The sequence below is a fragment of the Frankia sp. Mgl5 genome, from assembly GCF_023242985.1.
In the GTDB taxonomy this organism is placed as follows: domain Bacteria; phylum Actinomycetota; class Actinomycetes; order Frankiales; family Frankiaceae; genus Parafrankia; species Parafrankia soli.
In genome coordinates this window covers 1-13,601 of the sequence record NZ_JALKFY010000623.1, presented here as the reverse complement: position 1 = coordinate 13,601, position 13,601 = coordinate 1, and the positions used below count along the sequence as shown (strand labels likewise).

Here is a 13,601-nt window from a genome sequence, read left to right as displayed (position 1 = left end):
AGCGGGAAAGGAGAGTGCGGCGGTCACCGTCGCCGCCGGCGGGTGCCGGTGGTGGCGGCGTCATGACTCCACCAGCAGCACCGGCACCCGCGGGATCCGCGGGCCGCGACTAGGCCTTCGGCCAGGCGAGGGACTTGGTCTCCAGGTACTGCTCGAATCCCAGCGTGCCGTTCTGCCGGCCGATCCCGCTGTGCTTGTAGCCCCCGAAGGGCAGATCGGCGCCGTAGGGCGTGCCGCCGTTGACGCACATTCCCCCGGTGCGCACCCGGCGGGCCACAGCGAGTGACCGTTCCAGGGATCCGGAGAAGACACCGCCGCTGAGTCCGTACACACTCTCGTTGGCGATCCGGACGGCATCGTCGTCATCGTCGAACGGGATCACCACGAGAACCGGCCCGAAGATCTCTTCCCGGGCGATCGTCATCGAGTTGTCCACATCGGTGAACAAGGTGGGCTCGACGTACCAGCCGGTGGGCAGGTGCTTGGGCTGACCGCCACCGAGAGCGAGCGTGGCGCCCTCCGCCACCCCCTTCTCGATGTAGCCGAGCACGCGAGCACGCTGCTTGGCCGAGATCAGCGGGCCCATCATCACGTCCGGGCGCTGCGGATCGCCGTAGGGCACTGCCACGAAGGCGGCCTTCAGCACCTCGACGCCCTCGGCATAGCGCGACCGCGGCAACAGCATCCGGGTCTGGACGGCGCAGCCCTGACCGGCGTGGTAACACACCCCCAGGCCGGCCATGAGCGCGCTCGGGAGATCCGCGTCGTCGAGGACGATCGTCGCGGACTTGCCCCCGAGCTCCAGGAAGACCCGCTTCATCGTCGCGGCGCCCTTGGCCATGATGCGCTGCCCGACGGTGGTCGATCCGGTGAAGGAGATGAGGTCGACCTGCGGGGAGAGCGTCAGCTCCTCGCCCACCAGGTGGTCCGAGGAGGTGACGACATTGACCACGCCGGGCGGGATGTCCGTGCGCTCGGCCACCAGCCGACCGATGCGGGTGGCGTTCCACGGCGTGTCCGGAGCGGGCTTGAGCACCACCGTGTTCCCGGTGGCGAGGATCTGGCCGAGCTTGTTGAGGGCCACCTCGAAGGGAAAGTTCCACGGCACGATGGCGCCGACCACACCGGCCGGCTCCTTGCGGACCCGCCGCCGGTTGAGCACGCCCATCGCCATGCCGTCCGGGAGATCCGACTCCCAGGGGAACTCGTCGATCAGCTTCGCCGGGTAACGAAGCGCGCTCTCCAACGGGTCGTCGAGCTGCGGGCCGCTGGTCACCATCCGTGGGCAGCCGACTTCGAGGATGAGCTCCTCGCGCAGCTCCTCCCGTTCGCTTTCCAGCGCGTCCTGCAACTGTTCGAGGCAACGCTTGCGGAAGGCGTGGTTCGTCGACCAGTCGGTTGTGTCGAACGCGCGGCGGGCGGCCGTGATCGCCCGCCGCATCTCCACCGTGGAGGCGTCCGCCACCTGGCCTAATAACTGCTCGGTCGCGGGGTTGATGTTGTCGAACCGCCTGCCGGAGTCGGCTTCGACGAGCTCGCCGTCCACAAGCATCCTGGACTCGGACCTGACATCGGTCACCGCGGTCACGGTGATCTCCTCTCGCCCGCAGGCAGAAGTACGCCCTGGTGTAGCGGAAGTACGCCGGTAGGTGGTGGTGGGTGGTCGGCGTGACGGTGGAGTCCGCATCCCGCGCCCCGCCTCTCCCACACTCTTCACAACAGGAGCTGGACGACGTTCCGTCCGCCACCGGGAGCAGCGCTCACGCCTGGTCAGACCGCCACGTCAGGTTCTCGGCGACGCCGCCCGAGGAGATATCTGCGCGGGCGTGACGTCGCGGGTGGGTTGTGGTCCGTATCCGCCCGGGGACGCGAGGCGGGTGCCGTCTGGTGGTGCGGGGAGAGCGGGTGATCTGGTCTCGACACCGAGTCGCGTGCGGTGTCGACATCGGATCGCGGGAACGGTCCCCCGCTGGTGTCGTTGGTTGGAGTCCGCTGATCAGCCGGGACGCCGGTCGCGCCGGGACAGGGCGTACTAGCCGCTGTCGTCGCGCCGGCGGCGCTTCTTGGGGTCACGAAGTTGCAGAGCATTGATGAAGATCTTGGTGATCTGGTCGACGGCGACATCGAAGTCGTATCTGGAGCCGTCCTGCATGAGTGACTGTTCGGCGAACCGCAGTGTCATCGTGGCGAGTGCGTCGGTCGCGATGACCGGGTCCAGGGTCGCGTCCGCCAGGCCGCGCCGCTGGAGCTGCGTGATCGAGTGGGCCATCTCCTCGCAGTGCCGCTGGTAGAGCTCGCTCCAGAGCGCGTTGATCGGCTCGTTGTACCGCGCCACCTGCTCGATGACGTTCATGATCCGCGCTTCCTCGCGGTGTGCCTCGAAACGGATCCGGATCGCCTTCGTGAGGCGCTCCCGCGGTGTGGCGGTGGAAGAAGGATCAAGGATGACGTCCATCCCCGAATTGAGAGCATGATCTATGGCGGTGACCACCTCCCGGAGGATGTCCTCCTTCGAGTCGAAGTAGTGGTAGAAGGCGCTGTGGGTCAGGCCGGCACGCTCGCCGATGTCGGAGACCCGCGCGTCATGGAAGCCCTTCTCCTCGAAGACGGTCTTCGCGGCCTCCACCAGTCGGGCCCTTGTCTCGGCCCCACGGCGTGAGCGCGGCAGGTCGTCGTCCCAGCGCTGTGTCCTGAGCTGACTGTCGGCGCCGGAGCTCCAGACCGGTTCCGCCGCCGGCTTCGGCTGGGGAACTGCTGTCATCGGTACTCCTCCAGGGCCATCGGGTTGGTGCACTGCGAGTGCCAGGTCCGGCGACGTAGTCGAACCCCACGCCCGCATCCGCCTCGGGCCAGGGTGTGCGGGCGGGCTTCGGTCGGCGCCCGGCGGCACCCGCTCACCTTCGGCATCTCCATCACCGCTCACCTGTTCACGGGGTCCCGGTCTGCCGCCGCTGCGCGCGGTCGTCGGGCCGGTGCCCCTCGCCGGCCTGCCGACGAGCCCGTTGCACCAAAACTGACATGATCCTGAAAAAAAATCGACGATCATGTCTGGAAAGTTGACGATAATGTAGACGCTCTCCGGGCCGACAGCAAGCACCTTCCGAACGGTCGCAGGCGGTCGACCGATGGCAACCAGCCCGCCTACCAGGCGTGGAACAGCAAGCCCTGCCGACGGACGGGCCGCGGGCGGGATGGACGGACCGGGCCACGGGGCCGCCGATCGATCAACCTCGCACCGGCACGCGGTCGCACACCGTCGCACGCGGACACAGGCCACCGGACCCGCCCTCCCCGGACGAGGACGGCTGCCCCGGACGAGGACAGCGGCCCCGGAGGCGATCCGCGACAGGCGGGCAGCCGGCACATCTCCGGTACCCCCTCCTCGACTGGGGACGGGAATGCACGAAATAACCAACCGAAAGCGGCATTTCTGGGGGAAGCCGACAAGGCGGGCGACAGGCGGAGACCGGCCACGCACACACCTGCGCAAGGCGACTGATCGGCCGCCCAGAGTCACAACCACCGGCCTCTTGACTTCCGGATCGGAAAATGTAAGCCTTCCCACACGTTCCGGCCGAACCGACAGGCAGTCGCGCCGGCGCGGTCCAGTAATTGTTCGCCTGCCGGCTGACGCCGGCAGGTGGAACTGCCGCGTACTGGACCGCAGCCGACCTGTCGCGGCCACTTCAGCCACCGCAGACCGTCGGCGGCCGTATTCCCGGTCGCCGCCACGGGACACTTCTCCGCACTGCGTTCTATTTGGCGTCACCGGCATTCCAACCGACCGGCGGGCAGTATCAGCCGCTCGTTCAACTTCGCTTTCGCAGGCGCGGTCCGGCGCGCCGCGGATTTCGGCTGCGCCGAAGAGGCCGTCGTCGCGGAAAGCGCCGCGACGGCCGGGCCGCCCGCGCAGCGACTACCCAGAGGAAGGTCGTCCAAGAAATGAATCCGAGGAAAGGCCTCTTACCCGTGCTGGCGGCGGCGCTCGCCCTGGTGGCCGCCTGCGGGAGCGGCGGGGACGGCGGCGACACCAGCGCGGCGGCACCAGGCACGGACGCCGGGACGACGGCGACACTCTCGCGCTCCTCCGCGACGCAGCCCGCCACCTGGAAGACCCTCCCGGTATCGGGCAGCCTGCCCTGCTCCGGCCCCTCGCCCGACCCGACCCGGGGGATCACCCCCACCAGCATCAAGGTCGGCGGGATCGGCACCCTCAGCGGCGGCGGCACCTCCACCTACCAGGAGGCGGACCTCGGCGCCCAGGCCCGGTTCGCCCGGGAGAACGCCGCGGGCGGCGTGTTCGGCCGCACGATCGACTACACCGGCATGGTCGACGACGCGCAGAACGCCCAGCAGAACGCCGACGCCGGGAAGAAGCTGGCCGAGAACGAGAAGGTCTTCGCCGCGGCCCCGGTGACGACCACGATGGCGGGCTACGTCGACGCGCTGTGCGAGAACGTGGTGCCGGCGTTCGGCTGGTCGTTCAACAGCGGGTTCTGCGGCCGGGCGAACACCTTCGGCTTCACCGGCTGCCTGCTGCCGGACAAGTTCAACTCGATCCAGGTCGGCCCGTACGTCGAGCTGCTGTCCAAGAGTTCGGACAAGAGTGTCGTCCTGCTCGGCGTCGACAACGCCTCGGCCAAGCAGGGCGTCGCCGACACCAAGGACGCCCTGGAACGGGCCGGGCTGGACGTCGTCATGACGAACACCACCCTGCAGTACGGGCAGCCGCCCTCGGACCCGTCCTCCCTGGTCCGGCAGATCATGACCGCCAACCACGGCAAGCCGCCGGCGCTCATCTACCACGTCACCGACTTCGTGAACGTGACCGCGCTGGCCCAGACGCTGACCGCCGCCGGCTACCAGGGCATCCAGACCAGCTCGGTGGGCTACGACCCGCGGCTGACCGGCCTGGAGGCGCTGAACAAGACCTACACGGCCGTCCAGTGGCTGCCGTTCGAGGAGACCGCCAACCCGACGGTGCGCCAGATGACCGACGACATCAACAAGTACGGCAAGGGCGCCAAGCTGTCCCTGACCTCGGCGATGGGGTGGATCTCCGCCGACATGCTGATCTCCGGTCTCAAGGCGACCGGCAAGGATCTCACCGTCGACAAGTTCCTGAGCACAATGAACAGCCCGGACTACCACTACGGTGACGGCATCTTCATCGCTCAGTCGACGTGGCCGGAGAATCATTTCTACGGCGCTCCCTGCAGTGCCTCCACCCAGTTGAAGGACGGCCACTACTCGCTCGCCGTTCCGCTCGTCTGCAACAACCCCTACACCAACTAGACCGGCACCCGTGCGAAGCGGGCGGAGGGCGGAACCAAATCCCTCCGCCCGCGGAGGGAGTCCCAGTCCGCACGGGGGCCGTCTGTCCCCCGCTTCCTGGACCGTTACGGGCCCGCAGGGGCGGAAAGGAGTGGGTGTGGTTGCGACCAGCACCGACAGCAGCGTCGCCGGGGTGACCCCGGAACCGGCACTGGAGGTCCGCCACGTCACCAAGCGCTACGGCGGTCTTACCGCCATCAGTGATGTGTCCCTGCGGGTGGACCCCGGCGAGGTCTGTGGCTTCATCGGCCCGAACGGCGCCGGCAAGACCACCCTGTTCGACATCATCTCGGGCCTGACGCCGCCCACGTCGGGCGCCGTGTTCCTCGACGGAGTGGACGTCACCCGGCAGCTCCCGGAACGTCGCGCGCGTTCCGGCGTGCGTCGCACCTTCCAACGCGCGCAGCTGTACAGCCGCCTCTCGGTGGAGGACAACGTCCTGACCGCCATGGAATGGCGCGGCGGTGGGGGCGGGCTGCTCGCCGACCTGTTCGCCGCGCCCGGGCGGCGGCGGCGCGAGGCCGAGCGGCGGGAGCACGCGCTGTCGGTGCTCGCCGCCTGCGGGCTGGCCGACCTGCGACACAAGCCCGCCGGTGCGCTGCCGATCGGCCAGGCCCGCCTGGTGGAGCTGGCGCGGGCGATCGCCGACCGACCCCGGCTGCTGCTGCTCGACGAGCCGACGTCGGGGCTGTCCGCGCACGAGACGGAGCTCTTCGGCGAGCAGATCCAGCGTCTGCGGACGACCGGCGTGGCGGTCGTCCTCGTCGAGCACGACGTCGGCTTCGTCATGGGCCAGTCGGACCGGGTCGTGGTGCTGAACCTCGGCTCCGTCCTGGCCGAGGGCACACCGGACGAGATTCAGGCCCACCCCGCCGTCCGAGCGGCCTACCTGGGCTGACCGCCAGACCGGATCTCCATCGAAGGGCCACACAATGGAGGAGTTCCTCAACCTCATCGTCGGCGGCGCCGTCGCCGGCGGTCTCTACGCCATCCTGGCGGCCGGCGTGGTCTTGACCTATCAGACGTCGGGCATCTTCAACTTCGCGCACGGTGCGGTCGCCTTCGCCACCGCCTATCTGTTCGTACAACTCAATGTCACCGCCGGCGTGCCGGTCGTCCCCGCGGCGATCATTTCCATTCTTGTCTTCGCGCCGCTGCTGGGCCTGTTACTGGACAGGCTGGTCTACCGGCGGCTCGCGCACGCCCCGGTGGCCGTGAAGATCGTGGTACCGATCGGGCTGCTGATCGCGGTGCCCGGGCTCTGCCTGTTCATCTCCAGCCGGCTGAACCTGTGGTTCCACCTGGACATCGCCGGCATCGAGGATCTGTTCCTGATCCCCGGCCTGGGGCCGACCCCGAAGAAGACGTGGACGCTCGGCGGGGTGCTGCTGGACAGCAACCAGATCGCCGTCTTCGGCGCCGCGGTGCTCACGGCCGTCGGTCTGTGGGTCCTGCTGCAGCGCACCCGGCTCGGGCTCCAGATGCGGGCCGTGGTGGACCGGCGGAGCCTGGCCGCCCTGCGCGGCATCGATCCCGACCGGACCTCCGCCGTGTCGTGGATGCTGGGCAGCTTCCTCGCCGGGCTCGCCGGTGTGCTGGTCGCCCCGATCTTCACGCTCAACACCCCGGTGTTCACCACGGTCGTGCTGATCTCGACGCCGGCCGTCGTGTTCGCCCGGTTCCGTTCGATGCCCCTCGCGCTCGCCGGCGGCCTGCTGATCGGCGTCCTGCAGAACCTCATCGTCGGCTACGCGGACTTCGCCCAGAACATCTCCGGGTTCAGCACGTCGGTGCCGTTCATCCTGCTGCTCGGGCTGCTGTTCGTGTTCGCCGTGGACCGCAGCCGGCGGGCCGGCGCGCACGCCGACGACGACCCGCCGCCGCCGTCCTACGGGACGGAGTCGAAGCGGCGCAAGGTCATCGCGTGGACGGTGTGGAGCGTCGTCGTCCTCGTCTTCGCGCTGTTCGTGGCGGACGAGTACTGGCAGTCACTCATCATCCGCGGACTGGCGCTGTCGCTGGTGCTGCTCTCCTTCACGGTCGTGACCGGAGTCGGCGGGATGGTCAGCCTCGCGCAGGCCGCGTTCGTGACCGCCGCCGGCATCACGGCCGGCTGGGCGGTCAGCCACCACTGGCCGTTCGCGGTCGCGCTGCTCCTCGGCACCGCGGTCGCCACCGCGATGGGCGTGCTGGTGTCGCTGCCCGCCCGGCGGCTCGGCGGGCTGCCCCTGGCGCTGGCGACCCTGGCCCTGGCGTACCTCTGCCAGAACCTGTTCTTCCAGCTCAGCGGCGTGAGCCGGAACGACTTCGGTGGGTGGGTGCTCAGCCCGCCCGCCCTCGGGCCGGTGGACCTCGCCGACCCTCGCTCAATGATCATTTTCCTGTCGGTCGTGCTGGGTCTCGCCCTTCTCCTGGTCAGCAACCTGATCCGGTCGAGCTCCGGCCGGGCGATGGCCGCGCTGCGCTCCACCGAGCCGGGCGCGGTGACCATCGGCATCTCGGCGGGCCGCACCAAGACCGCGGTGTTCGCCCTGTCCGCGGCCATCGCCGGATTCGGCGGTGTGCTGCTCGCGAGTTCGTCCGGGCGCATCACCCACCTCGACTATCCGGTCGAGACGGGCCTGTTCTGGCTCGCCACGGTCGTGCTGTTCGGGGTGCGCCGGCCGGCCGCGGCCGTGATCGCCGGGCTGAGCGCCGCCGTCAGTCCCGAGATCCTCAGCCACGTCGCGGAGACGTCCTACCTGCCGCAGGTGCTCTCCGGCCTGGCCGCGATCAACCTGGCGCAGAACTCCGACGGCATCCTCGCGCTCACCGCGCAGCAGCGGTTCGAGCGTCGCCGCAGGCGGGAGCAGCGGGCGCTGCGCCGGGAGGCCGCCGCCACGGCGGCGACCCCGGTCAGCACCACCCCGGTCAGCACCACCCCGAACAGCGTGACCCCGGTCAGCGCGCCGGACACCGAGGCCTCGGACGGTGCCTCGACCGTGCTCGAGCTGCGTGACGTGCACGCCGCCTACGGCGCCGTGGAGGTGCTGCACGGGGTCAGCCTGACGCTGCGGGCCGGCGAGGTGCTCGCCCTCATCGGGGCCAACGGGGCCGGCAAGTCGACGATCTGCGGGGTGGTCACCGGCGGTGTCCCGGTGACGCAGGGCACCGTGCGGCTCGGCGGCCAGGACGTCACCGGGCTGCCACCGCACCGCAGGGTCCGGCACGGCGCCTTCCTCATCCCCGAGGGCCGCGGCATCTTCCCCGCCCTGACCGTGGACGAGAACCTCTCCCTGTGGCTCCCGTCCGCCGATGACCGGGACGCCGCCTACCGCCGTTTCGCGGTGCTCGGCCGCCGCCGCGGCCAGCTCGCCGGATCCCTGTCCGGCGGCGAGCAGCAGATGCTGGCCCTGGCGCCGGCGCTGGTGAAGCCCCCCGCCCTCCTGATCGTGGACGAGCCCTCGCTCGGCCTGGCCCCCCTCATCGTCGCCGAGGTCTACGCCGCCCTGGAGGAACTGCGGGCCACCGGGACCGCGATCCTGCTGGTCGAGGAGAAGGCCCACGACGTGGTCGCGCTCGCCGACACCATCGCCTTCATGGCCGTCGGCCGGGTGGCCTGGGCGCAGCGGACCGCCGATGTCGACGCGGACCTGCTGGTGCAGTCCTACCTCGGGATCAGTGACACGCCGGCCGGGCACTCCGGGTCACCGGCAGCCCTGGCCGGCAGCACGACCGGCCCCGCCGTCCCGCAACCCGCGAAGGAGCGTTCATGAAAGCCGTACGTGCAGCCGAAGGCGGCGTGCAGCTCGTCGACCTCGACGAGCCGCCCGGCACCGGCGAGATCCTGCAGGTCCGCTCGGCGAGCATCTGCAGCTCCGACCTGATCTACATCAGCCAGGGCAGCCGCCACATCCTCGGCCACGAGCTGGCGGGCGTGCGCGCGGACGGCAGCGCCTACATCGTCGAGGCGCTCTTCGGCTGCATGGAATGCGAGCAGTGCCTGAACGGCAACTACAATCGCTGTCCCACCCACGGCGAGCGGGCGCTCGGCTTCAGTGCCGACGGCGGCATGGCCGAGCAGTTCCGCGTGCCCACGGCCCGATTAGTCCCGCTGCCGGCCGGCCTCGACGTGCGCGACGCCTCCATCGTCGAGCCGGCGTCGGTGTCCTGGCACGGCGTCCGGATCTCCGGCGCCGCCCCCGGAGCCCGGGTCGCCGTCGTCGGCGCGGGCGCGCTGGGCCTGCTCGCCGTCGCCGCCGCCCGCCGGCAGGGCATCACCGACATCGCCATCGAGGCGCGCTATCCGCACCAGATCGAGGCCGCCGAGCGCCTCGGCGCCAGCGGCCCGCCCAAGGGCGAGTACGACGTCATCATCGAGGCGGCGGGAAGCCCGGCCAGCCTCGCCCGCGCGGTGGAGCTGCTGGCGCCCGGCGGCACCGTCGTCGCCATCGGGGTCTACATGGGCACCATCGAGGTCGACTGGCTCAGTGTCTTCCTCCGCGAGGGCCGCCTGTTGTCCTCCCTCGGCTACTGCCGCCACGGCGGCGGCCGCGAGATGGATGACGCCGCGGCCATGCTCGCCGAGGACCCCGAGATCGCCCGCACCCTCATCACCCACCGCTTCCCGCTCGAGGAGGCCGAGGAGGCGTTCCGGGTGGCGAGCGACCGGAAGTCGGGCGCCATCCGGGTCGTGCTGGAGCCATGAGACGGCACGCCCGGTCCCCCCGGCGCACCGGGAACGGCCCGTCGCCGGTCCGCAGTCCCGCGGACCGGCCACCGGTCCCCGGTTCCGCGGGCCCGTCCCGCACGTCCGTCTACGCAGAGGAGCACCGATGACCCCGACCTCGGAGGTGGCCGCCCGGCCGGCCGTCCTGCCGGGCCCCGCCCGCCAGATCGGCTACATCGTCCGCGACATCGATCAGGCCGTGCGCAGCTGGCTGGAGCTGGGAGTAGGCCCCTGGTACGTCCTGCGCGGACAGACGCAGACCGGCCTCTACCGGGGCCGGTCCTGCTCGGCCCCGCTGTCCATCGCCTTCAGCAACACCGGTGACCTGCAGGTCGAACTGATCTGCCAGGAGGACGACACCCCGAGCATCTACACCGAGTTCCTGCACGCGGGGCACGAGGGATTCCACCAGCTGGCCTGGTGGACCGATGACTTCGACGCCACCATGCGGTCCGTGGAGGCCGCTGGATGGCCCGTCGTGTGGTCCGGTGACGGCGATGGCGCGGCTCGCTACGCCTATGTCGAGCCGCCGGCCGGGCCCGCGACCATCGTCGAGATCATGGAAGTCACGGCCGCCACGGACGGCATCGCCACGCTGGTCCGCCAGGCCGCGCAGGACTGGGACGGCAGCGATCCGATCCGCACGCTCAGCGTGTAGGCCGCCCGCCGACGTGCGCGGGCCCGGTCCGGGAGCACCCGGCCGGCGCCCCGCCGTCGGCGGTCCTCGCCCCACGCTTCGAGCGATCACGCCACACAGGGAAGTGGAGGAGCCTTGACCAGGAATGGCACCCGGACCGCCGGGACGGTGGGCATCGTGACCGGTGCCGGTCGCGGCATGGGCCTGGCCTGCGCGCAGCGCCTCGACGGCACGGTCGACGCGTTGCTGCTCGTCGACCGGGACGAGTCGGTGACGGCGCTGGCGAAGCGGTGGCCGGCGAGCACGACCACCGTCGAGGCGTTCGTCCTCGACGTCACCGACCGGGAGGGACTGGACCGGCTCGCGGCACGGGCCGGCGAGCTCGGCACGCTGCGCGCCGTCGCACACGCCGCGGGCATCTCACCGACCATGGCCGACTGGCGCCGCATCTTCGCCGTCGACCTCGTCGGGACGGCGCTGCTCGCGGCGGCCCTGCGCCCGCTCACCACCGCCGGGACGGCGCTGGTGTGCTTCGCCTCCATGGCGCCGTACCTGCAGATCAGCGAGGCCGATCCGGCCGCCGACGCCGTGCTGGACGACCCGCTCGCCGAGGACTTCCTCGACCGCCTGCACGAGGCCCTCGGGCCCCTCGTCGAGGACCCCGGCATGGCCTACTCGTGGGCCAAGCGTGGGGTGCAGCGTTTCGCCCGCCAGGAGGCGGTGCGGGTCGGTCCGCTCGGCGGGCGCGTCTGCTCCCTCTCCCCCGGGATCATCGACACTCCGCAGGGCCGGCAGGAGGCCGAGACCCACACCGTCATGCAGACCCTGGTGGAGCAGACTCCCCTCGGCCGCATCGGGCAGGCGGAGGACGTCGCCGACGTCGTCGCCTTCCTGCTGTCCGACAGCGCCCGCTTCGTGACCGGTGTCGACATCCTCGTGGACGGCGGCATCTGCGCCGCGCTGAGCGGGTCGGCGGCCGCCGCCACCCAGTAGGGCTTCGCCAGGCGCGACGCACCCCGGGTGGGGCCCACCGCTGGCGCGGCCACCGGCGACGGCCCGTTGCCCGCCGACGACCTCACCGCACTTGTGGTCACCACTTGTGGGCACCGCCGCGGCGCACGGACGCTATGCTTGCTCCATCAGCTCGTCGAGCTCCTGCCGCGAGTTGTCCGCGCGTCGTAGCACCGGCTTCTCAGCATCGGGCCTCCGCTCCGCGTGTAACCGGCCGAGATCCTCGGATCCCCGGTTGTCGGCGGGACACCCGCACAGATAGAGATTCTTCTTGTCTTCGTTCACCGATCTCGGCGTGCCCGCGCGCCTGACCGACGTTCTCACCCGTCTCGCCATCGAGACCCCCACCCCCATCCAGCGGGCGACGCTGCCGGACTCGCTCGCCGGACGTGACGTCCTCGGCCGCGGCCGCACGGGGTCCGGCAAGACGCTCGCGTTCCTCCTGCCCGTGGTGGCGCGGCTGTCCGGCGGGCCCCGGGCCCGGGCCGGGGCTCCGCGCGCGCTGATTCTGGCGCCCACCCGCGAGCTCGCCGCGCAGATCGACACGGCGCTGCGGCCGCTGGCCGCCGCGGCCGGCCTCACCTCGTGCACCGTGTTCGGCGGCGTCGGTCAGGAACCGCAGGTGGCCGCGATCCGGCGGGGTGTCGACATCGTCGTGGCCTGCCCCGGCCGGCTGGAGGATCTCCTCGCCCGGGGGCGCTGCTCGCTGGCCCAGGTGAAGATCGTCGTGCTGGACGAGGCCGACCACATGGCCGATCTGGGGTTCCTGCCCGCGGTACGCCGGCTGATCGGCCAGACCGCGCCCGGTGGGCAGCGCATGCTGTTCTCGGCGACCCTGGACCAGGCCGTCGACACCCTGGTGCGCCAGTACCTCAGCAGGCCCGCGGTGCACGAGGCCGACTCCGCCCAGTCCCCGGTGGGGACGATGGCGCACCATCTGCTGCATGTCGAGCGGGACCACCGACTTCCCGTGCTCGTCGACCTGTCCAGCGCCCCGGGCCGCGCGGTCGTGTTCACCCGCACGAAGCACGGCGCCAAGGCGCTGGCCCGCCAGCTCAACCGCGCCGGCGTGCGCGCGGTCGAGCTGCACGGCAACCTGAGCCAGAACGCCCGCACCCGCAACCTCGACGACTTCCACACCGGCCGGGCCTCGGCGCTGGTCGCCACGGACATCGCCGCCCGCGGCATCCATGTCGACGACGTGGCACTCGTGATCCACGCCGACCCACCGGCCGACCACAAGGCATACCTGCACCGTTCCGGGCGCACCGCGCGTGCCGGAAACAGCGGCACCGTCATCACCCTGGCGACCTCGGAGCAGATCCGTGAGGTCACGCAACTGGCCCGCGCCGCGGGCATCAGGCCGACGACCACCCGGGTCACCTCCGCCGCTCATCCGATACTCGCCACGCTCGCCCCCGGCGCCCGGTCGCTCAGCAGCCCCGTGGTCGCGGCACAGGCGGAGACCAGGAACGCTCCAGCCCAGCGCCGGCCGGTCGGTGAAGACCACGGCACCGAGGCGACACCTCGAACGGGCAGACGGCGTGGACGCCGCCCCGCCGGCAACCACGGCGGCCGCGGCCGCCGCGCCGGGCGGTCCACGGCGTCTCGACCGCCCGTGGCCACGGCTCGTGCCGGCTCGCCCGAGCACGAGGCCGGCCCGTCGCCCGCGGAACGGTCCGGGTCGCGACCGACCCACAGCGCCGCGACGTTCAGCGCACGCCGCGCCCGCTGACCGGACTCGGTCACACCCACACGACTTGAGCTCAGGTCCGCTCTGGCGGCGTCACCACAGGGCGGGGGGGGGGCCCCCCCCCGGGGGGGGGGGGGGGGGGGGGGCGGGGCCGGCCCAGGCCTGGATTGCATATGTCGGGGTGGTCCCCACACCCCCGCGGATCGCTCGTGTATAGT

General features: G+C 71.2%; 9 protein-coding genes. 7 read left to right on the top strand and 2 right to left on the bottom strand.

Annotated features, from left to right (window positions below):
* Window positions 1-109 precede the first annotated feature (109 nt).
* Together MXD62_RS17390 and MXD62_RS17385 are read right to left on the bottom strand one after the other, a co-directional pair.
* Window positions 110-1,552, bottom strand: a complete 1,443-nt coding sequence (locus MXD62_RS17390; RefSeq protein WP_248830563.1) for an aldehyde dehydrogenase family protein — start codon at window positions 1,550-1,552, stop codon at window positions 110-112.
* Window positions 1,553-2,032: 480 nt separating this feature from the next.
* Window positions 2,033-2,761 carry a TetR/AcrR family transcriptional regulator gene (locus MXD62_RS17385; RefSeq protein ID WP_248830521.1) on the bottom strand — a complete coding sequence of 243 codons (729 nt, stop codon included), beginning with the start codon at window positions 2,759-2,761 and terminating at the stop codon, window positions 2,033-2,035.
* Window positions 2,762-3,942: 1,181 nt separating this feature from the next.
* Here MXD62_RS17385 and MXD62_RS17380 point away from each other — a divergent pair.
* The 7 genes from MXD62_RS17380 to MXD62_RS17350 all read left to right on the top strand — a co-directional run bounded on the left by MXD62_RS17380 (window position 3,943) and on the right by MXD62_RS17350 (window position 13,425).
* Window positions 3,943-5,295, top strand: a complete 1,353-nt coding sequence (locus tag MXD62_RS17380; RefSeq protein WP_248830519.1) for an ABC transporter substrate-binding protein — start codon at window positions 3,943-3,945, stop codon at window positions 5,293-5,295.
* A gap of 130 nt (window positions 5,296-5,425) precedes the next feature.
* A complete protein-coding gene (locus MXD62_RS17375; RefSeq protein ID WP_248830517.1) occupies window positions 5,426-6,232 on the top strand; it encodes an ABC transporter ATP-binding protein in 807 nt (268 codons plus the stop codon).
* Window positions 6,233-6,266: 34 nt separating this feature from the next.
* The gene (locus tag MXD62_RS17370; RefSeq protein ID WP_248830515.1) at window positions 6,267-9,089 is read left to right on the top strand and encodes an ATP-binding cassette domain-containing protein; all 2,823 of its coding nucleotides are present in this window, start codon (window positions 6,267-6,269) and stop codon (window positions 9,087-9,089) included.
* The gene (locus MXD62_RS17365) at window positions 9,086-10,021 is read left to right on the top strand and encodes a zinc-binding dehydrogenase (RefSeq protein ID WP_248830506.1); all 936 of its coding nucleotides are present in this window, start codon (window positions 9,086-9,088) and stop codon (window positions 10,019-10,021) included. The genes MXD62_RS17370 and MXD62_RS17365 overlap by 4 nt, the downstream gene beginning before the upstream one ends.
* Before the next feature lie 127 nt (window positions 10,022-10,148).
* Window positions 10,149-10,700, top strand: coding sequence for a VOC family protein (locus MXD62_RS17360; protein WP_248830504.1), 552 nt, complete (start codon window positions 10,149-10,151; stop codon window positions 10,698-10,700).
* A gap of 114 nt (window positions 10,701-10,814) precedes the next feature.
* Window positions 10,815-11,672, top strand: a complete 858-nt coding sequence (locus MXD62_RS17355; RefSeq protein WP_285224106.1) for an SDR family oxidoreductase — start codon at window positions 10,815-10,817, stop codon at window positions 11,670-11,672.
* Window positions 11,673-11,961: 289 nt separating this feature from the next.
* Window positions 11,962-13,425: a DEAD/DEAH box helicase gene (locus tag MXD62_RS17350; RefSeq protein WP_248830502.1), complete on the top strand. Its 1,464-nt coding sequence runs from the start codon at window positions 11,962-11,964 to the stop codon at window positions 13,423-13,425.
* Window positions 13,426-13,601: the final 176 nt, after the last annotated feature.